Source organism: Enterobacter sp. SM3 (assembly GCF_009811935.2).
GTDB lineage: Bacteria > Pseudomonadota > Gammaproteobacteria > Enterobacterales > Enterobacteriaceae > Enterobacter > Enterobacter asburiae_D.
The window spans coordinates 1,091,025-1,110,396 of record NZ_CP099971.1; the positions used below are offsets into that span (position 1 = coordinate 1,091,025).

Sequence of the window (19,372 nt, forward strand, 5' to 3'; positions counted from 1 at the left end):
ACTGTTACGATAAAAACGTTATGTTACCGTCTGACCACGACGGCGACCAGCTTCTTCACGATTTCGGGGCGGGCAGCCAGGCTTCGGTAAAATCAAACCAGCCGCGGGTGTTGAGACGTATGCCGTTGACCCCCGGCGGGGCGCTGACCTGGTATTGATAATTGAACAGGGGAGTTATCACCGCCTTTTCCATGAGCCGGGAGAAAATGGCCCTCAGCCCGGCATGTCTGGCCTGTTCGTCGGCCTGGGTCTGTACGGCATCCAGGGTGGCCTGCAGATGAGCATATTGCGGTGCGCTAAGCACGTGTGGCCAGAGGGCATCACAGCGCAGCCACTGTTCAAGCGTATATTCCGGCGCTTCGCCAATCAGCCTGTCGCCCATCATGATGTCCGCTTCCGCCAGTTGCTGGCACCCGTCCCAGGTTTTCGCATCGTAAAAGATCGCCGTAAGCTCACAGTCGTGTTTTGCAAGGTACTGTTTTAGCTGGCGCGCCATCGTGTGTAACTCAACCGGTAAATGATAAATCAGGGTTAGCTTCTTCGGCAGAGGGACATGTGTTAAATCCGGCCACTGAGGGATCGCCCAGCCGGGGAGCAACTCCTCTGTCGGGGTAATCAGCCCTTCATTGAGCGGAAGCGTATGCAGAAGCGTCGAGAGATGAATGATGTTGATGAGTCGTCGAGCCTGCATTTCGCTCAGGTGCGGGCTTTGCTTCAGGGTGAGATAACAAAAGCCCAGGCTGGTGCTGTTCGTCACCAGGCGCAGACTCTCCAGTTCATCCGGCTCGCCAATGGCGATCTGCACCGGATGACGACAGCTGGTCCCTAACCCATAGTCAAACAGCGACGGTGTGATCCAGTACTCGATAGCCTTAAGCAGCGGATGGCTGAGATGGTACTGTTCGTGGCTTTCCAGACGAACCAGATCCGGCTCATACACGCTGACTCTGAAGGGGCCGCTGCCCGTCATAGGCTGTTCGGGATGTGCGAGCCGGCTACAGTAGGTGGCCAGGCGGTGCGCCAGCCAGTAATCCGGCTGGTGCAGCGTAAAGGTCAGACACTGAGGATGGGTAACGTCAACGCGTAAAACGCTCTGGAACAGTTTACGCAGGGCAGGCAAGGCGAAAAGCGCATCCAGGCTTTGCTGAAGCTGTCCGGTTTCGATTTTATCGCCGTTATGCCAGTGCAGAGTGGAGCGAATGTAGAAATGCCAGCGCAAACCGTCCTCCGACACCTCCCAGTGATGGGCGAGATCGCCCGTGGGTTCACTGCTGTTGCCGTGAAAACGCGTTAAACCTGAGAAAACCTGTCCCGCCAGATGCTGCTCCGCCCGGCCAGGTAAAAACCCCGGCTGAAGCGGATCCAGCGAGCGGTAATAGGGGATACGCAGTGTCGGCGTGTCGTTTTGCCACTGCCCGCCCAAAAACGGATGCAGCAACGATCGTAATTCTGCGGGGGCAAGCTGGGCCAGTTCCAGCGCGTTATGCTGCTGCCCGCTCTTCAGCGCCTCTTCCATCATCGCATTGCGCAGTGACTCCGGGGCGACATGGAACGTTAGCTCACCGCGCTTACCGCGGCCAGACTGCGCTCGCCAGCTCAGCCAGCCCGCCTCCTGAGCCTGGCGCAGCAGCGTTCGGACATGCCGCTCGCTGCAAAAACAGCGGGCAGCCAGTTCGCTGATGGTGACCTGCTGCGTTGCACCCAGGGAAGGCTGCCAGAGGCGGTGATACTGGTTGAGTCGATTGAGCTGGCGCATAAGAAACCCGGAACAATAATTATCATCTATTCACTATTACTTCCGTATATCTCACACGATACTGATGCACAAGTTAACCGCATCACATTTCGGGAGTAATCATGGCTCGGCTCGCTGCATTTGATATGGACGGTACGCTGTTAATGCCGGATCACCGTTTAGGGGAAAAAACCCTGAACACGCTGAAGCGCCTGCACGAGCGTAATGTCACCCTGACGTTTGCCACCGGGCGTCATGTGCTGGAAATGCGCCATTTGCTGGGGGCGTTTTCACTCGACGCTTTTCTGATCACCGGCAACGGGACGCGCATTCACTCCGTAGAAGGCGATGTGCTGCACCGGCAGGATCTCAACCCGGAAGTGGCGGATATCGTGCTGCACAGCACCTGGGACACGAAGGCCAGTATCCACGTCTTTAACGATCGGGGCTGGTTTACCGGAAGCGAAATCCCGGAATTATTGCACGCGCATGTTTACAGCGGCTTTAAATACCAGCTTATCGATCTGCGTCGGATCCCCGCCCATGCGGTAACTAAGATCTGCTTCTGCGGCGATCATGACGATCTGTGCCGTTTAAGGATTCAACTGAATGAGGCGCTGGGCGACCGGGCGCACCTGACCTTCTCGGCGGTCGATTGTCTGGAAGTGCTGCCGGTGGGCTGTAACAAAGGTTCCGCTCTGGCGGTACTGAGCGACCACCTGGGCTTAACGCTGCAGGAGTGTATGGCGTTTGGTGACGCCATGAATGACCGCGAAATGCTGGGTAGCGTAGGTCGCGGTCTGATCATGGGGAATGCGATGGCGCAGCTGAAAGCAGAACTTCCCCATCTGCCGGTTATTGGCCACTGCCGCAATGAAGCAGTGTCCCATTTTTTGACGCATTGGCTGGACAACAACAACCTCCCGTATTCCCCCGAATAGTGAGACCCTTCCAGCAAGCCAGACTTCGGTCTGGCTTTTTTTTATTTCACAAGCTGTGCAATCTGCGCTTTCCACGGGGCGATATCGCCGATGTTGGCCTGTACCCACTCCGCGTTGTAGTAGGTATCAAGATAACGCTCGCCGCTGTCGCACAGCAGCGTGACGATGGAACCGGTGCGGCCCTCTTCGCGCATACGTGCGGCAAGCTGCAGTGCGCCCCACATATTGGTGCCCGTCGATGCGCCCACTTTGCGCCCCAGCTGCGTCTCCAGCCAGTGCGCCGTTGCCACGCTGGCGGCATCCGGCACGCGCATCATCTCATCCACAACGTCGGGGATGAAAGAGGGCTCCACGCGCGGGCGGCCAATCCCTTCAATTTTACTGCCCACCGGGTTGCGCAGACCGGCATCGCGATTTTGCCAGTAGTCGAGGAACACGGAGTTCTGCGGGTCAACCACCATCAGTTGGGTATCGTAGCCCTGACAGCGGATGTAGCGTCCGATAGTGGCTGACGTGCCGCCGGTACCGGCGCTCATGACGATGTACGACGGAACCGGATGCGGTTCGTGGGTCATCTGGCGGAAAATACTGTCGGCAATGTTGTTATTGCCGCGCCAGTCCGTTGCGCGCTCGGCGAAGGTGAACTGGTCCATATAGTGGCCGTTCAGCTCGCGGGCCAGCATTTCGGAAGCGGCGTAGATTTCGCAGGCGCTTTCCACAAAGTGGCAGCGACCGCCGTAAAATTCGATTTGCTCGATTTTGCGTTTTGCGGTGCAGGACGGCATCACCGCGATAAACGGCAGGCCCAGCAGGCGGGCAAAATAGGCTTCGGATACCGCCGTTGAACCGGATGAGGATTCTATGATGGTGGTGCCTTCTTTGATCCAGCCGTTACACAAACCGTATAAAAACAGAGAGCGCGCCAGTCGATGCTTCAGGCTGCCGGTAGGATGGGTGCTTTCATCTTTCAGATAGAGCTGAATGCCGTCAAATCCCGGCAGGGAAAGGCGAATCAGGTGCGTATCCGCCGAGCGCTGATAGTCGGCATTGATTTCGCTGATCGCATGTTTAACCCAGGTGCTATTCATCGTCGTTATCCGTTTGTCATTTTGTGCCTAGCATAGCGAAAAGCACAGAAAAAATTGTTGCTATCTGCCCTTTAAAATAGAATGAAGGGAGAAAATTTTTCTCTGCGAGGTGGGTATGCTAGATAAAATTGACCGCAAGCTCCTTTCATTGCTGCAAAATGACTGTACCCTCTCTTTGCAGGCGCTGGCAGATGCCGTTAATCTGACCACCACCCCGTGCTGGAAGCGCCTTAAGAAGCTGGAAGATGACGGCATTCTTCTGGGGCGTGTCGCGTTGTTAGATCCCGAAAAGCTGGGGCTTGGGCTGACGGCGTTTGTTCTGATAAAAACCCAGCATCACAGCAGCGACTGGTATTGCCGCTTCGTCACTCAGGTGTCGGAGATGCCCGAGGTGCTCGGTTTCTGGCGAATGGCCGGAGAGTACGATTACCTGATGCGCGTTCAGGTGGCCGACATGAAGCGCTATGATGATTTCTACAAGCGGCTGGTGAACAGCGTACCGGGTTTGTCGGACGTCACCTCAAGCTTCGCCATGGAACAGATTAAATACACCACAGCATTACCTATTGAATAACTTCGTAAAATACCTTCAGGAACAAACCGCGTGCGATTATTTGCCCAACTAAGCTGGTACTTTCGTCGGGAGTGGCAACGCTACCTCGGCGCAGTATTCCTGCTTATTATCATTGCCATCCTGCAGCTGATCCCGCCGAAAGTGGTGGGGTACGTCGTGGATGGCGTCACCGAACAGCATTACACCACCGCACGGGTGTTGATGTGGGTCGGCACGCTGGTGCTGACGGCCGTCATTGTTTATCTGCTGCGCTACGTCTGGCGCGTGCTGCTGTTCGGTGCGTCCTATCAGCTGGCCGTTGAGCTGCGTGAAGATTTTTACCGCCAGCTGAGCCGACAGCATCCCGAATTTTATCTGCGCCATCGCACCGGGGATCTCATCGCCCGTGCGACTAACGACGTCGATCGCGTGGTCTTTGCCGCCGGGGAAGGGGTGCTGACGCTGGTGGACTCGCTGGTGATGGGCTGTGCGGTGCTGATCGTGATGTCCACGCAGATCAGCTGGCAGTTGACCCTGCTTGCCCTGCTGCCGATGCCGATCATGGCGCTGGCGATCAATCGCTACGGTGAACAGCTGCACGAGCGCTTTAAGCTGGCGCAGGCGGCGTTTTCGTCTCTGAACGATCGCACCCAGGAGAGCATGACCAGCATCCGCATGATCAAAGCGTTTGGCCTGGAAGACCGTCAGTCCGCGCTGTTTGCCGCCGATGCGGCGGACACGGGAGCGAAGAACATGCGCGTCGCGCGTATCGACGCCCGGTTTGACCCGACGATTTATATCGCGATTGGCATGGCAAACCTGCTGGCGATTGGCGGCGGAAGCTGGATGGTGGTGCAGGGCTCGTTGACCCTGGGGCAATTGACCAGCTTTGCGATGTATCTGGGGCTCATGATCTGGCCGATGCTGGCGCTGGCCTGGATGTTTAACATCGTGGAGCGCGGCAGCGCCGCCTATAGCCGCATTCGCGCCATGCTGGCCGAAGCGCCGGTGGTCATCGACGGTAGCGAAGCCGTACCGGAAGGGCGCGGCGTCATGGCCGTCGACGTCCGGCAGTTTATCTATCCGCATACGGAGCATCCGGTACTGGAAAACGTCAGCTTTACCCTGCAGCCAGGGCAGATGCTGGGCATCTGCGGCCCGACGGGATCCGGCAAAAGTACCGTGCTCTCTCTGCTTCAGCGCCACTTTGACGTTACCGAAGGCGATATCCGCTTCCACGATATTCCCCTGACCAGACTGCTGCTGGACGAGTGGCGCGGTCGCCTGGCGGTCGTCAGCCAGACGCCGTTTTTATTTTCGGACACCGTGGCGAACAACATTGCCCTGGGACGTCCTTCGGCAACGCAGGAAGAAATTGAGCATGTGGCGCGTTTGGCCAGCGTACATGATGACATTTTGCGTCTGCCGCAGGGCTACGAAACGGAAGTCGGGGAGCGCGGCGTCATGCTGTCCGGGGGGCAAAAGCAGCGTATCTCCATTGCCCGCGCTCTGCTGCTGAATGCTGAAATCCTGATCCTGGATGATGCGCTTTCCGCCGTGGACGGCCGTACCGAGCATCAGATCCTACATAACCTGCGCCAGTGGGGCGACGGACGCACGGTGATTATCAGCGCCCACCGTTTGTCAGCGCTCACTGAGGCCAGCGAAATTCTGGTATTGCAGCACGGGCACATTGCCCAGCGCGGACAGCATGAAACGCTTGCCGAGCAGCCGGGATGGTATCGCGATATGTACCGCTATCAACAGCTTGAGGCGGCGCTGGACGATGCGCCGGAGCAGAATGAGGAGGCCGCCAATGCGTAAGCTTGGAACGATGTGGCCGACGCTCAAACGTCTGCTGGCCTACGGCTCTCCGTGGCGTAAACCGCTCTCCGTGGCCGTGCTTTTACTCTGGATTGCGGCGATTGCTGAGGTGAGCGGTCCGCTGCTCATCAGCTATTTTATCGACAACATGGTCGCCAAAAGCTATCTGCCGCTGGGGCTGGTGGCGGGTTTAGGCGTGGCCTACGTTGGCTTACAGCTGACGGCAGCAGGGTTGCACTATGCTCAGTCGCTGCTGTTTAACCGTGCAGCCGTGGGCGTTGTTCAGCAGCTGCGTACGGATGTGATGGACGCGGCGCTTCGCCAGCCGCTCAGCGAATTTGATATCCAGCCGGTCGGGCAGGTGATTTCGCGCGTGACCAACGATACCGAGGTGATCCGCGATCTGTACGTCACCGTGGTGGCAACCGTACTGCGCAGCGCGGCGCTGATTGGCGCGATGCTGGTGGCGATGTTCAGCCTCGACTGGCGCATGGCACTGGTGGCGATCACCATTTTCCCGGCGGTGCTGATTGTCATGATCATTTACCAGCGCTACAGCACGCCGATTGTGCGTCGGGTGCGCGCTTATCTGGCCGACATCAACGATGGCTTCAACGAAGTGATCAACGGCATGAGCGTCATCCAGCAGTTCCGCCAGCAGGCGCGCTTTGGCGAGCGCATGGGCGAAGCCAGCCGTTCGCACTACATGGCGCGTATGCAGACGCTGCGCCTCGACGGTTTCCTGCTGCGTCCGCTGCTCAGCCTTTTCTCTGCGCTGGTGCTTTGCGGGCTGCTGATGCTCTTTGGCCTGAGCTCAAACGGTACGATCGAAGTGGGCGTGCTGTACGCCTTTATTAGCTATCTGGGACGCCTTAACGAGCCGCTGATCGAACTCACCACCCAGCAATCGATGCTGCAACAGGCGGTGGTTGCCGGTGAGCGCGTGTTTGAGTTAATGGACAGGCCACGCCAGGCCTACGGCAATGACGAGCGACCTCTGCAAAGCGGGACTATCGCCTTTGATAACGTCTCGTTTGCCTATCGCGAAGACCGGCTGGTGTTGCAGGACATTACGCTTGACGTTCCATCTCGCGGTTTCGTGGCGCTGGTGGGGCATACCGGCAGCGGTAAGAGCACGCTTGCCAGCCTGTTGATGGGCTATTACCCGGTCACGGAAGGTGAAATCCGTCTCGACGGACGCCCGCTCGCGTCTCTCAGCCATACTGTGTTACGCAAAGGCGTTGCGATGGTGCAGCAGGATCCGGTCGTGCTGGCCGATACCTTCTACGCCAACGTGACCCTGGGGCGAGACTACACCCAGGAGCAGGTCTGGGACGTGCTGGAAAAAGTGCAGTTGGCAGAGCTGGCGCGCGGGTTTAGCGATGGGATCAATACCAAACTGGGCGAGCAGGGGAACAATCTCTCCGTCGGGCAAAAGCAGCTCCTGGCGCTGGCGCGGGTGCTGATTGAAACGCCGCAGATACTGATTCTGGATGAAGCGACGGCCAGTATTGACTCCGGCACCGAGCAGGCCATCCAGCAGGCGCTGGCCGCGGTACGCGACCATACGACGCTGGTGGTAATTGCCCACCGTCTTTCCACCATCGTCGAAGCGGACACTATTCTGGTGCTGCATCGCGGACAGGCCGTTGAACGCGGTACGCACCGTGAACTGCTGGAAGCAAAAGGGCGCTACTGGCAGATGTACCAGCTGCAGCTGGCGGGCGAGGAGCTGGCGGCCAGCGTGCGTGATGAAGAGTCGCTTAGCGCCTGATGCACTAAAATGAGGCGCCGCGCTAACAGTCATTCCTGTTGGTGCAAAACTGAAACGCACCCTGCACCGGCATGGTGCGTTTTTTTTCACCTGCGCGTTTAACAGAACCGTGTAACGCTCATCGCACCGCTGTTCCCCCTCGTTTTCATTTCTGGCACACCCCTTGCAATACCTTCTGCGTAAGCTACGGCCATTACCGAATTCTGACTGGAGGGGATCTATGAAGCTGGTTACGGTTGTAATCAAACCATTCAAACTCGAAGACGTGCGTGAAGCGTTGTCTTCAATGGGTATTCAGGGACTGACTGTCACCGAAGTGAAAGGCTTTGGTCGTCAGAAGGGTCATGCCGAGCTTTATCGCGGGGCGGAATACAGCGTTAACTTCCTGCCAAAAGTAAAAATTGATGTCGCAATTGCTGACGATCAGCTTGATGAAGTTATTGATGTCATTAGCAAAGCGGCCTATACCGGCAAAATTGGCGACGGCAAAATTTTCGTTGCCGAACTGCAGCGCGTCATTCGCATTCGTACCGGCGAATCTGACGAAGCGGCTCTGTAAGTAACTCCTGGCACACAGTGATAGGGATCGAGAAAATGAAGATAGCAACACTCAAAACGGGTCTGGGTTCGCTGGCACTGCTGCCGGGCCTGGCGCTGGCTGCTACCCCTGCGGTGGTCGACAAAGCCGATAACGCCTTTATGATGATCAGCACCGCGCTGGTGCTGTTCATGTCAATTCCGGGCATTGCGCTGTTCTACGGCGGCCTGATCCGTGGCAAAAACGTTCTCTCCATGCTGACGCAGGTTGCCGTGACGTTCGCACTGGTCTGCGTGCTGTGGGTGGTTTACGGTTACTCGCTGGCGTTCGGCACGGGCAACGCGTTCTTTGGTAACTTCGACTGGGTGATGCTGAAAAATATTGAGCTGACCGCGCTGATGGGCAGTTTCTATCAGTATATCCACGTTGCGTTCCAGGGCTCCTTCGCCTGTATTACCGTCGGGCTGATTGTGGGCGCGCTCGCCGAGCGTATTCGTTTCTCTGCCGTCCTGATCTTCGTGGTGGTCTGGCTGACGCTCTCCTATGTGCCGATTGCGCACATGGTCTGGGGTGGCGGTCTGCTGGCAACGCACGGTGCGCTGGACTTCGCGGGCGGTACCGTTGTACACATCAACGCCGCGGTAGCGGGTCTGGTTGGCGCATACCTGATTGGCAAACGCGTGGGCTTTGGTAAAGAAGCGTTTAAACCGCACAACCTGCCGATGGTGTTTACCGGTACGGCTATCCTCTACTTTGGCTGGTTTGGCTTCAACGCCGGCTCAGCGAGTGCAGCAAACGAAATCGCCGCGCTGGCCTTCGTGAACACCGTTGTGGCCACGGCGGGTGCAATCCTCTCCTGGGTGTTTGGCGAGTGGGCGGTACGCGGTAAACCTTCTCTGCTGGGTGCCTGTTCGGGTGCCATTGCCGGTCTGGTTGGCATCACCCCGGCGTGCGGTTATGTCGGCGTAGGCGGTGCGCTGCTGGTCGGCCTGGTGTCCGGTCTGGCGGGTCTGTGGGGCGTTACCGCACTGAAACGCGTGCTGCGCGTTGACGACCCATGCGATGTGTTTGGCGTGCACGGCGTGTGCGGCATCGTCGGCTGTATCATGACCGGTATCTTTGCTGCCAAATCGCTGGGCGGTGTAGGCTACGCTGAAGGCGTCACCATGGTTCATCAGCTGCTGGTGCAGCTGGAAAGTATTGCTCTCACCGTTGTGTGGTCTGCCGTTGTTGCTTTCATTGGCTACAAACTGGCGGACATGACGGTCGGTCTGCGTGTCCCTGAAGAGCAGGAACGCGAAGGTCTGGACGTCAACAGCCACGGCGAGAATGCGTATAACGCCTGATAAACAGCAAAACGGCAACCTGAGGTTGCCGTTTTTAGTGTGTATTCCCTCTCCCCGTGGGAGAGGGTCAGGGTGAGGGCATCAGACCGCACAACATCAACCTCGGTTACGCATCACCCCTTCCTGCACCGTAGAAGCCACCAGCACGCCGTCCTGCGTATAAAACTCCCCGCGCACAAACCCGCGAGCGCTCGACGCTGACGTACTCTCCACGCTGTAGAGCAGCCACTCATTCATGTTGAAGGGACGGTGGAACCACATGGAGTGATCGATCGTCGCGACCTGCATCCCTTTTTCAAGGAACCCGACGCCGTGCGGCTGCAGCGCCACCGGCAGGAAGTTGAAATCCGACGCATACCCCAGCAGATACTGATGAACGCGGAAGTCCTCAGCCACGGTGCCGTTAGCTCGGATCCAGACCTGGCGCTTTGGCTCTGCGGGGTGGCCTTTCATCGGGTTATGGAACTCAACCGGGCGGATCTCCAGCGGTTTATCGCAGAGAAACTTCTCTTTGACCTGCGGCGGAAGCAGATGCGCCAGCGCACGGGCGATATCGGTCTCTGATTTGAGATCGTCTGGCGCGGGTGCCGGCGGCATCACTTTTTGATGCTCGTAGCCGGGTTCCGGCGCCTGGAAAGAGGCGGTCATATAAAAGATTGGCTTGCCGTTCTGAATGGCCGCTACGCGGCGAGCGCTGAAGCTGTTGCCGTCTCTCAGGACCTCAACGTCATACACGATTGGTTTCGCGCTATCGCCAGGGCGTAAGAAATAGCTGTGGAACGAATGCACCAGACGGTCTGCCGGGACAGTCTCCTTTGCAGCGTACAGCGCTTGTCCAACGACTTGCCCCCCGAAGACCTGGCGTAAGCCGAGATCTTCGCTCTGTCCGCGAAAGAGTCCTTCCTCAATTTTTTCCAGATTCAGTAATGTCAGCAGATTGTTCAGTGCCTGACTCATAGTTGTCCTCAATAAACGCCGTAGCGAAAGATAGGCAGAGTATAACGCAGAAATGAAAGTGGTCCGATGGGTAGAATAATCTGAATATCTGCACGTTTTCAGGCATAAATCGGTGATCTGTGCCACACTTAAATACGTTATGTGATTGAAACGACATCGGATGGGATCGATCCCGCTGGTGCATTGATAAGGAGACTTCAATGAAACTCGTGCCCATGCTAAGTGGTGTAGCTATTGCGGTGGCGTTGTCCGCCTGTGCCGGTAAGAGCGCCCAGGTGCCAGTGCCAGCAGCAGACCCGAACGGGATTAATACCCTTTCGCAGCAATCCATTCAGCAGCCTAACGTTTCCGGTACCATCTGGATTAAACAGAAAGTTGCGCTGCCGCCGGATGCGGTATTAACCGTGACGCTGTCTGATGCTTCTCTGGCCGACGCGCCGTCGAAAGTCGTGGCTCAGCGCGCCGTTCGTACTGAAGGCAAGCAGGCGCCGTTTAGCTTCGTGTTGCCGTATAACCCGTCGGACGTGCAGCCTAACGCCCGTATCCTGCTGAGCGCAGCGGTAACCATCAACGGTAAGCTGGTCTTTATCACCGATACGGTCCAGGAAGCGATTAACAACGGCGGGACCAAAGTCGACCTGAACCTGGTGCCGGTGCAGCAGACCGAAGTACCGGTCGCACCGCAGACCAATCAGCCGTCTCTGCCAACCCCACCGACTCAGATGTAATGTCTGCATTGCCCCTCTCCTCCGGGAGAGGGGTCAATATACCCAGCGAAATTTCTGCAAATCGATCTGACCCGACCCTGACACCTGCACCCCTTCTGATAGTAACGCCTGACGCTGACGCTGGAGATCCGGCCCGGTAAGCGAAATGGCGCCATGACGATTCACCACCCGATGCCAGGGCAACGTACTTCCTTCCGGCAGCCGTTTCAGGACGCCGCCAACCTGTCGTGCCGCGCGCGGGGAACCGGCCAGGCGTGCGACATCACCATAGGTGGTGACGTAGCCTTCCGGGATTGAGGCCACGATTTGCCATACGCGCTGTGGAAAGGAGTCTTGTTCGTCCATACCTTCACCTGTAGGGAGTTTCTGGAAAGCTATGGTAAACGAAGATCTTAATGATTGCTGCGCCTGTTTGCGCAAGAAACCAGCATCCGGTTCCTGGTCGCTTGCAATTGGGCCTTAGCACAGGGATAATGCGCCAGCGCGTTGGTTATCAACGCTCTCAATGGGGGCTCTGTTGGTTCTCCCGCAACGCTACTCTGTTCACCAGGTCAGGTCCGGAAGGAAGCAGCCAGGGCAGACGACGTGTGTGCCGGGATGTAGCTGGCAGGGCCCCCACCCATTTCTGCCCTCATAAGATCTTCCTGCTTCACCTCTCCACTTGAAAAGTTATTCCACAATAAGATTGTGCCTATATCGTGTAATATATATTTCATTGTACTGAAATATTATTGTCATAAACCTGTAATAATAGACTGTCATTTTATAATTGGACGGTTATTTTCTTCCATAACTCAAAAAAATATATATCTGGATAACATTGTTAACTTCGTGTATTAAATAAAGTACTTGTTCCGAAGGGAAGTGACAAACATGGCTACAGCGGTATTAAACGTTAAAATTGATGACGCGCTAAAAGAAAGGCTTCGCCACTATGCGGAAGTCAATAACGAGAATTTAAGCGTGACGACAGAGAAACTGCTGCTGCTGGCGTTCGAAGCAGTAGAAGAGGCGGGAGTATCGGAAGAGGATATTGATAATCAGCATACGGAAGAAGAGAGTGTTTCTCCTTTTACTCCTAAAGAAATCAAAGCTCTACGCAAACTTCTGAAGAAGAGAAAATGAAACAACAACTGTCAACTGCCAGTGACTACAAAGAGGCCTGCGATCTGTTGCGTTCAGGCTACGTGAAGCATGTACGTCTTGGCTGGAATGTCGGAAGTGATGAGTTCTTTCGTATTGCGTCTGACTGGTGTGATACCGGCGCAAAAATAAAGAAAGACGGTGAAAGCTTCGTTATTTCACTGAAAGGTTTTCCTATTCCTGCTCAGCATTAACTCCTGACCGGTGAAAACTGCTGACTGCCTCCGTGACAGTCAGCAGTTTTTATTTTTTATGATCTGCTTCAAAAATTTTAATATTAGATCACGCTGCGTTTTAACGATGGCACGTTTTTATTCAGGGCGAGCCATAGCGGTTTGATCCTCAGCAACGCCTGCTCAAGCTCTGTCGATTCGAGTGAGAAGGGCATCCGCAAATAGCGGTCAAACGCGCCGGATAAACCAAACCGCGTACCGGTCCCCAGATTGATCCCCAGAATCTCCGCCCGCGCGGCAAGCTGTGTCGCCAGCATGCCCGGGAGCTCTATCCAGTAAGAGAGCCCGCCTTCCGCTTCATGGAATTTCCAGTCCGGGAAATGTTCGCGCAACAGTTTACCGCATCGATCGCGTCGTTCCGCCAGCATCTTCCGGCGTGCGGGCAGAAACGTCTCGCTGTTGTTAATGAGCCACTCCATCGCCAGCTGTTCCAGCAGCGGCGAGCCTAAATCCAGTGTATCCCGCGTCTGGGCAAGCGTGGCGATAGTGCGCGAGGAGGCGCGGATCCAGCCGAGACGCAGCCCTCCCCAGAAGCTTTTTCCGGCAGAGCCTAAGGTGATGACGGTGGCCTGCGGGTTAAAGGCGGCCAGCGGTGGCGGGGGAGGCGCATCAAACCAGAGATCCACCATCGTTTCATCCACCACCAGCGCCGTGCGGGTTTGGGCAGCGATATCCGTGATGGCCCGACGGGTGGCGATATCCATACAGCGCCCGGTGGGGTTATGAAAATCAGGCATCAGATACGCCAGGCGCGGCGCCGTCTGGGCAAGCGTTGCCGCGAAGCCATCCGTATCCCAGCCGGTTTCCGGCAGCGACACCCCCACGGGCCGACACTGCGCGCCCTGAATAGCGGCAATCGCCAGCGGGTAGGTGGGGTGATCGACCACGACGCGGTCCCCCGGCCCGGTCATCATCCGCAGTACCAGCGCAAAGCCGCTGACGGCGCCATTGACCACCATCACTTCGTCTGCGCGGGTGGGAAGACCCCGCGCGGTATAGCGCGCAGCGATGGCCTCCCGCAGCGTCGGCAGCCCAAGCTGATCGTAGCCCGTCAGCGAGAGATGCTGCGTAATGGCCGTGAGCGCATGGGCATAGGCCTGATGGATCTCCGGCCCGGCATTGAGGGCGGCAGTGGAGAGATCCAGTGCGGCACTTGCCGCTGAAAGGGTGGGAACGGCGCGCGTATCCGGGAGGAGCACGCGTGACCCGCTGCCGTGGCGGCTTTCAAGATAACCCTCTTCTCGCAGGTGGGCGAGGGCGCTGCTGATGGTGGTTCGGCTCACGTCCAGCGCGGAGGCCAGCTCACGCTCGCCCGGGAGACGCGTATTCAAAGCCAGACGCCCATCAAGGATTAACAGACGCAGCGCGTCGGCCAGCTGTCGCCAGAGCGGGGTGCGGGATGAGGCTTGCTGCCAGTGGCCTAACAGGCGTACCAGAGACTGGCTTCCGAAGCGACGTGATGACATATGCAGTCCACTATTTGAAAACTGGACATTAATCATAGTGCCATTTTAGGTCAGGATGAAAGCCTGGTTCACTGGAGAAGATAAAAATGGTACGTCGTCTGCTACAACTTTATGTCGGTTTAGGACTGTATGGCCTTTCCACCGCAATGTTTATTCGTTCCGATTTGGGTGTCGATCCCTGGGATGTTTTTCACCTTGGGGTGGGGATGCAGCTGGGGATGACTATCGGGACGGTGATCATTTTAGTTGGTGCTGCGGTGCTGCTGCTGTGGATCCCGCTGCGCCAGATGCCGGGCCTTGGCACGATCAGTAACGTGATTTGTATCGGTCTGGCGGCGGACGCCAGCATGGCGCTTATCCCGGAACTGGATTCGTTACCCGTTCGAATCGCTTTCCTGGTGTCGGGCATCGTGATGAACGCGATTGCGACCAGCATGTACATCGGTGCCGGCTTCGGGCCCGGTCCGCGCGACGGCCTGATGACCGGCATTCATGCCCGTCTGGGGTGGTCCATTCGCAGCGTGCGCACCTCAATTGAGGTCTCCGTCCTGCTGATTGGGTGCGTGCTTGGCGGCACGTTTGGTGTGGGAACCGTACTGTATGCCCTGACCATTGGCCCGCTTATTCAGCTCTGTCTGCCCTGGTTCCGCCAGAAGCCGCGCATTGCGGAAATCCCCCGGCCGGAGCGGGTTGTTTAATTTTGCGAAGCGCTCACAAGTTTTAACGGCGTCGCTGTGCCAGAATAGAGGCACGATAAACGCGATGCCAGAATGCATGAAAGCTATCACTCTCTATGATGTCGCCCTCCTTGCGGGGGTTTCTTATCAGACCGTTTCCCGCGTCATTAACAACGCGGAACATGTGTCTGCCCGCACGCGAGAAAAGGTGCAGCAGGCGATGGCGGAGCTGCACTACGTTCCAAACCTACGGGCACAGCAGCTGGCGGGTAAACGCACCCGTACGCTGGGCCTCATCACTACCGACCTGGCCCTGCACGCCCCTTCACAAATTGTGTCGGCGGTAAAATCTCGCGCGGCGGAACAGGGGGCGAGCGTCCTTATCTCCATGGTGGAGCAGCCCCGGCAGTGTCAGGCCGCGCTTCAGGCGCTGCTGGCACAGCGGGTGGAGGCGCTGCTGGTGAATGTGCCGCTGGACGATCCGCACGCTGAAGAGCTCAGGGCGCTGGCGTCGCCTGTTCCGGTGCTGTTTCTCGATGTATCACCCTCAGCGCAGGTACACAGCCTCGTGTTTAACGCAGAGCTGGGGGCGCATTTGGGCGTTGAGCATCTGCTGTCGCTGGGACATCAGCGCATTGCCCTGCTGAGCGGGCCGGAAAGCTCGGTCTCTGCACGGGCGCGCCTGGCGGGATGGAAAGCCGCTCTCGCATTCGCGGGGCTTGAAGCCGCTGCGGTGGCCTGCGGTGACTGGAGCGCGGCCAGCGGATATGAGAAGGGACATCTGCTGCTGTCTGCGGCGACATTACCGGACGCGATTCTGGTGGCGAACGACCAAATGGCGCTCGGGGTGATGCGCGCCTGCGCGGAAAAAGGGGTAGCGATCCCGGGCCAGATATCGGTGGTTGGGTTTGATGATACGGCTGACAGCGCCTGGTTTTCTCCGCCGCTGACGACCATTCGCCAGGCGTTTCGCGAGGCGGGCGAACGCAGCGTTGAGTGGCTGCTGGCCCCCTCCGGGGACGAGGCGTGCTGGCAGGTTCAGCTGCCGGTGACGCTGGTTACCCGCCATTCCAGCGCGCGCCGCAACCCGCAGCAGGCCGAACGCGAGGATCTGGCGCAGCAGCTCAGAAGCCTGGCACTCCTGGCCGAGCAGCTTGCCCGTAAATAAGACTTTTGTGATCTGACTCGCTACCCTGCGATCGCGTGCTTTACCGTCGCAGAGTGCCAGGGCATGTTAACCAAAATTGTGAGCGCTTCGCAAAGAGGTTAACATGTCTGACACTCCCTCGCTGACCCTCAGCGCCCTCCTGGCCCGTCGGGACTGGGAAAACCCCGTAGTTACCCAGTGGAACCGTCTGGCCGCACACGCGCCGTTGCACAGCTGGCGCAATGAGCCTTCGGCCAGAGATGACGCCGGATCTGCCAGAAGGCAAACTCTCAACGGGCTATGGCGGTTTAGCTACTTTACCGCGCCGGAGCAGGTTCCTCAGTCATGGGTAACCGAAGATTGCGCGGATGCCGTTGCGATGCCCGTACCGTCTAACTGGCAGATGCAGGGATTCGACACGCCCATCTATACCAATGTCACCTATCCCATTCCCGTTAACCCACCTTTTGTGCCGCAGGAAAACCCGACCGGTTGTTACTCGCTCACATTTGAGGTGGATGACGCCTGGCTTCAGAGCGGGCAGACCCGCATCATCTTTGACGGCGTGAACTCGGCGTTCCATCTCTGGTGCAACGGGCAGTGGATAGGCTATTCCCAGGACAGCCGGTTGCCCGCCGAATTTGACCTCTCGGCGGCACTACGCCCCGGACAGAACCGCCTGGCGGTCATGGTATTGCGCTGGTGCGACGGCAGCTATCTGGAAGATCAGGACATGTGGCGCATGAGCGGCATCTTCCGCGATGTGACCTTGCTGCATAAACCCGAGACGCAGATTGCCGATTATCACGTCGTGACGGATCTGAATGCGGAACTGGACCGCGCGGTGCTGAAGGTTGATGTCACGCTGGCAGGCGCTGGCTTTGCGGACGGCGAGGTGGTCTTTACCCTGTGGCGCAAGGGGGAAAAATGCGCCAGCGTCTCCCGACAGCCGGGATCTGCCATTGTTGACGAGCGCGGCAGCTGGGCCGAGCGCTTAACGGTAACAATCCCCGTTGAGACACCTGCGCTCTGGAGTGCGGAAACGCCGGAGCTGTATCGCCTGACGATGGCGCTTCTTAACCCGCAGGGTGAGGTGCTTGAGATAGAAGCGTGCGACGTGGGCTTCCGCCGCGTTGAAATCAGCAATGGGCTGCTGAAGCTCAACGGTAAACCGCTGCTGATCCGCGGGGTTAACCGGCACGAGCATCACCCGGAAAACGGCCAGGTGATGGACGAAGCAACCATGCGTCGCGATATCGAAACCATGAAGCAGCACAGCTTCAACGCCGTGCGCTGTTCGCACTACCCGAACCATCCGCTGTGGTACCGGCTTTGCGATCGCTACGGGCTGTACGTCGTTGACGAAGCCAATATCGAAACGCACGGCATGGTGCCGATGAGCCGCCTTGCTGACGATCCGCGCTGGCTGCCCGCCATGAGCGAGCGCGTGACCCGCATGGTGCAGCGCGATCGTAATCACCCCTCAATTATCATCTGGTCCCTGGGCAATGAGTCGGGCCACGGCGCGAATCACGATGCGCTGTACCGCTGGCTGAAAACCACCGACCCGACACGCCCTGTGCAGTATGAAGGCGGCGGCGCGAACACGGCGGCGACCGATATTGTTTGTCCTATGTACGCCCGGGTCGATCGGGATCAGCCGTTCCCGGCAGTGCCTAAATGGTCAATCAAGAAATGGATCGGCATGCCGGATGAAACGCGCCCGCTGATCCTCTGTGAATACGCCCACGCGATGGGAAATAGCTTCGGTGGGTTTGCAAAATACTGGCAGGCGTTTCGCAGCCATCCTCGCCTGCAGGGTGGGTTTGTCTGGGACTGGGTCGATCAGGCCCTGACAAAACGGGACAAAGAGGGCAATACGTTCTGGGCCTACGGCGGAGACTTCGGCGATAAGCCGAACGACCGACAGTTCTGTCTTAACGGACTGGTGTTCCCCGATCGCACGCCGCACCCGGCGCTGTACGAGGCGCAGCGCGCCCAGCAGTTCTTTACCTTTACGCGGATCAGCACCTCGCCGCTGGTGATTGAGGTGCAAAGCGGCTACCTGTTCCGCCACACCGATAACGAAGTGCTGAACTGGACGGTTGCCCGGGACGGGGACGTGCTCGCTGCGGGCGAGGTGACGCTGGCGATGGCGCCTGAAGGCACTCAGCGTCTGGAGATTGCCCTGCCGGAGCTGAACGCCGGGCCGGGTGAGGTCTGGCTGAACGTTGAAGTACGTCAGCCGCGGGCAACGCCGTGGTCACCGGCAGACCATCGCTGCGCGTGGGAGCAGTGGCCGCTTCCGGCTCCGCTCTTTATTGCTCCGCCAGCCGCGGCGGGCGAGCCGCCGGTGTTAACGCAAAGCGATCGCCACCTGGAGATCGCCCACCGTCAACAGCGCTGGCAGTTCGATCGCGCATCCGGAAACCTGACTCAATGGTGGCGAAATGGCGTTGAAACGCTGCTTTCACCTCTGACGGATAACGTCAGCCGCGCGCCGCTGGACAACGACATTGGCGTGAGCGAAGCGACGAAGATCGATCCGAACGCCTGGGTTGAACGCTGGAAAGCGGCGGGCATGTACGATCTCACCCCGCGCGTGCTGCACTGTGAGGCAGAGCAGCACGCAGGCGAGGTGGTGGTCACAACCCAACACGTGCTTGAGTATCGCGGCAAGGCCTTGTTCATGAGCCGTAAAGTCTGGCGGGTGGACGATCGGGGCGTTCTGCATGGCGATATTCAGGTCGATATGGCGTCTGATATCCCTGAACCTGCGCGGATTGGCCTGAGCGTTCATCTCGCCGAAACGCCGGAAAACGTTCGCTGGCTTGGGCTGGGGCCGCATGAAAACTACCCGGACAGAAAGCTGGCGCAGCAGCAGGGGCGCTGGACGTTACCTCTCGAAGCCATGCACACGCCGTATATCTTCCCGACGGAAAATGGTTTGCGCTGCGATACCCGGGAACTTGTGGTGGGAATGCATCAGCTGAATGGCCATTTCCACTTCTCGGTGAGCCGCTATAGCCAGCAGCAGCTACGAGAGACAACCCATCATCACCTGCTGCGGGAAGAACCGGGATGCTGGCTCAACCTCGATGCGTTCCATATGGGCGTGGGCGGCGACGACTCCTGGAGCCCCAGCGTCTCGCCGGAATTCATCCTGCAGACACGTCAGCTTCGCTATACCTTCAGCTGGCAGCAGAACCCTTAACTGACCAG

General features: G+C 57.9%; 16 protein-coding genes, 1 other RNA gene and 1 pseudogene. 13 read left to right on the forward strand and 5 right to left on the reverse strand.

The features are described 5' to 3' along the window. Nucleotides 1–55: 55 nt before the first annotated feature. The gene (locus GVO84_RS05010) at nt 56–1,756 is read right to left on the reverse strand and encodes an SgrR family transcriptional regulator (RefSeq protein WP_121425589.1); all 1,701 of its coding nucleotides are present in this window, start codon (nt 1,754–1,756) and stop codon (nt 56–58) included. A 101-nt stretch (nt 1,757–1,857) separates the two neighbouring features. Between GVO84_RS05010 and cof the strand changes: the two genes are divergently transcribed. After that, complete coding sequence (gene cof / locus GVO84_RS05015) at nt 1,858–2,676, forward strand: HMP-PP phosphatase (protein ID WP_159513564.1); 819 nt, start codon at nt 1,858–1,860, stop codon at nt 2,674–2,676. 41 nt (nt 2,677–2,717) lie between these two features. On the opposite strand, the gene GVO84_RS05020 is transcribed toward cof, so the two are convergent. Beyond that, complete coding sequence (locus GVO84_RS05020; protein WP_159513565.1) at nt 2,718–3,764, reverse strand: PLP-dependent cysteine synthase family protein; 1,047 nt, start codon at nt 3,762–3,764, stop codon at nt 2,718–2,720. Nucleotides 3,765–3,879: 115 nt separating this feature from the next. Here GVO84_RS05020 and GVO84_RS05025 point away from each other — a divergent pair, with 115 nt between their 5' ends. The 5 genes from GVO84_RS05025 (at nt 3,880) to amtB (ending at nt 9,799) form a co-directional block, all read left to right on the forward strand. Continuing rightward, nucleotides 3,880–4,338, forward strand: coding sequence for an Lrp/AsnC family transcriptional regulator (locus GVO84_RS05025; protein ID WP_029739897.1), 459 nt, complete (start codon nt 3,880–3,882; stop codon nt 4,336–4,338). Between the two features lie 30 nt (nt 4,339–4,368). After that, a complete protein-coding gene (locus GVO84_RS05030; protein WP_159513566.1) occupies nt 4,369–6,141 on the forward strand; it encodes a SmdA family multidrug ABC transporter permease/ATP-binding protein in 1,773 nt (590 codons plus the stop codon). Beyond that, complete coding sequence (locus GVO84_RS05035; protein ID WP_159513567.1) at nt 6,134–7,915, forward strand: SmdB family multidrug efflux ABC transporter permease/ATP-binding protein; 1,782 nt, start codon at nt 6,134–6,136, stop codon at nt 7,913–7,915. Before GVO84_RS05030 ends, GVO84_RS05035 begins: the two co-directional genes overlap by 8 nt. A gap of 220 nt (nt 7,916–8,135) precedes the next feature. Next, nucleotides 8,136–8,474: a P-II family nitrogen regulator gene (gene glnK / locus GVO84_RS05040; protein ID WP_008503304.1), complete on the forward strand. Its 339-nt coding sequence runs from the start codon at nt 8,136–8,138 to the stop codon at nt 8,472–8,474. A gap of 35 nt (nt 8,475–8,509) precedes the next feature. Beyond that, complete coding sequence (amtB, locus tag GVO84_RS05045) at nt 8,510–9,799, forward strand: ammonium transporter AmtB (protein WP_063144758.1); 1,290 nt, start codon at nt 8,510–8,512, stop codon at nt 9,797–9,799. Nucleotides 9,800–9,895: 96 nt separating this feature from the next. On the opposite strand, the gene tesB is transcribed toward amtB, so the two are convergent. After that, entirely contained in the window at nt 9,896–10,756 is an 861-nt protein-coding gene (gene tesB / locus GVO84_RS05050; protein WP_121425586.1) for an acyl-CoA thioesterase II, read from the reverse strand. Between the two features lie 200 nt (nt 10,757–10,956). On the opposite strand from tesB, the gene GVO84_RS05055 reads away from it, so the two are divergent. Further along, the gene (locus tag GVO84_RS05055; RefSeq protein ID WP_029741632.1) at nt 10,957–11,484 is read left to right on the forward strand and encodes a YbaY family lipoprotein; all 528 of its coding nucleotides are present in this window, start codon (nt 10,957–10,959) and stop codon (nt 11,482–11,484) included. Between the two features lie 33 nt (nt 11,485–11,517). Here GVO84_RS05055 and GVO84_RS05060 read toward each other — a convergent pair. Then, nucleotides 11,518–11,915: pseudogene (locus GVO84_RS05060) on the reverse strand (MGMT family protein). Nucleotides 11,916–11,999: 84 nt separating this feature from the next. Between GVO84_RS05060 and ffs the strand changes: the two are divergent. From ffs to GVO84_RS05075, 3 genes are all read left to right on the forward strand, one after another. Further along, nucleotides 12,000–12,096: signal recognition particle sRNA small type (ffs, locus tag GVO84_RS05065), an RNA gene on the forward strand. A gap of 261 nt (nt 12,097–12,357) precedes the next feature. Beyond that, complete coding sequence (locus GVO84_RS05070; RefSeq protein ID WP_023310587.1) at nt 12,358–12,609, forward strand: hypothetical protein; 252 nt, start codon at nt 12,358–12,360, stop codon at nt 12,607–12,609. Beyond that, entirely contained in the window at nt 12,606–12,821 is a 216-nt protein-coding gene (locus GVO84_RS05075; RefSeq protein ID WP_023334722.1) for a hypothetical protein, read from the forward strand. Before GVO84_RS05070 ends, GVO84_RS05075 begins: the two co-directional genes overlap by 4 nt. An 83-nt stretch (nt 12,822–12,904) precedes the next feature. On the opposite strand, the gene GVO84_RS05080 is transcribed toward GVO84_RS05075, so the two are convergent. Further along, nucleotides 12,905–14,326, reverse strand: coding sequence for a PLP-dependent aminotransferase family protein (locus GVO84_RS05080; RefSeq protein WP_159513569.1), 1,422 nt, complete (start codon nt 14,324–14,326; stop codon nt 12,905–12,907). Nucleotides 14,327–14,412: 86 nt separating this feature from the next. Here GVO84_RS05080 and GVO84_RS05085 point away from each other — a divergent pair, with 86 nt between their 5' ends. The 3 genes from GVO84_RS05085 to GVO84_RS05095 all read left to right on the forward strand — a co-directional run bounded on the left by GVO84_RS05085 (nt 14,413) and on the right by GVO84_RS05095 (nt 19,364). Then, nucleotides 14,413–15,024, forward strand: coding sequence for a YczE/YyaS/YitT family protein (locus tag GVO84_RS05085; RefSeq protein WP_121425583.1), 612 nt, complete (start codon nt 14,413–14,415; stop codon nt 15,022–15,024). Between the two features lie 76 nt (nt 15,025–15,100). Beyond that, nucleotides 15,101–16,171 (forward strand): LacI family DNA-binding transcriptional regulator, encoded by a 1,071-nt coding sequence (locus GVO84_RS05090; protein ID WP_159513570.1) that lies wholly within the window; start codon nt 15,101–15,103, stop codon nt 16,169–16,171. Between the two features lie 103 nt (nt 16,172–16,274). Continuing rightward, nucleotides 16,275–19,364 (forward strand): beta-galactosidase, encoded by a 3,090-nt coding sequence (locus GVO84_RS05095; protein ID WP_159513571.1) that lies wholly within the window; start codon nt 16,275–16,277, stop codon nt 19,362–19,364. Nucleotides 19,365–19,372: the final 8 nt, after the last annotated feature.

Excerpts from the sequence above, each read along its gene's own strand:
- GVO84_RS05090 (WP_159513570.1), top strand. The coding sequence starts at position 15,101 with ATGAAAGCTATCACTCTCTATGATGTCGCCCTCCTTGCGGGGGTTTCT.
- GVO84_RS05075 (WP_023334722.1), top strand. The coding sequence starts at position 12,606 with ATGAAACAACAACTGTCAACTGCCAGTGACTACAAAGAGGCCTGCGAT.
- GVO84_RS05080 (WP_159513569.1), bottom strand. The coding sequence starts at position 14,326 with ATGTCATCACGTCGCTTCGGAAGCCAGTCTCTGGTACGCCTGTTAGGC.
- GVO84_RS05055 (WP_029741632.1), top strand. The coding sequence starts at position 10,957 with ATGAAACTCGTGCCCATGCTAAGTGGTGTAGCTATTGCGGTGGCGTTG.
- cof (WP_159513564.1), top strand. The coding sequence starts at position 1,858 with ATGGCTCGGCTCGCTGCATTTGATATGGACGGTACGCTGTTAATGCCG.
- GVO84_RS05035 (WP_159513567.1), top strand. The coding sequence starts at position 6,134 with ATGCGTAAGCTTGGAACGATGTGGCCGACGCTCAAACGTCTGCTGGCC.
- amtB (WP_063144758.1), top strand. The coding sequence starts at position 8,510 with ATGAAGATAGCAACACTCAAAACGGGTCTGGGTTCGCTGGCACTGCTG.
- tesB (WP_121425586.1), bottom strand. The coding sequence starts at position 10,756 with ATGAGTCAGGCACTGAACAATCTGCTGACATTACTGAATCTGGAAAAA.
- GVO84_RS05085 (WP_121425583.1), top strand. The coding sequence starts at position 14,413 with ATGGTACGTCGTCTGCTACAACTTTATGTCGGTTTAGGACTGTATGGC.
- GVO84_RS05070 (WP_023310587.1), top strand. The coding sequence starts at position 12,358 with ATGGCTACAGCGGTATTAAACGTTAAAATTGATGACGCGCTAAAAGAA.
- GVO84_RS05020 (WP_159513565.1), bottom strand. The coding sequence starts at position 3,764 with ATGAATAGCACCTGGGTTAAACATGCGATCAGCGAAATCAATGCCGAC.
- glnK (WP_008503304.1), top strand. The coding sequence starts at position 8,136 with ATGAAGCTGGTTACGGTTGTAATCAAACCATTCAAACTCGAAGACGTG.
- GVO84_RS05095 (WP_159513571.1), top strand. The coding sequence starts at position 16,275 with ATGTCTGACACTCCCTCGCTGACCCTCAGCGCCCTCCTGGCCCGTCGG.
- GVO84_RS05010 (WP_121425589.1), bottom strand. The coding sequence starts at position 1,756 with ATGCGCCAGCTCAATCGACTCAACCAGTATCACCGCCTCTGGCAGCCT.
- GVO84_RS05025 (WP_029739897.1), top strand. The coding sequence starts at position 3,880 with ATGCTAGATAAAATTGACCGCAAGCTCCTTTCATTGCTGCAAAATGAC.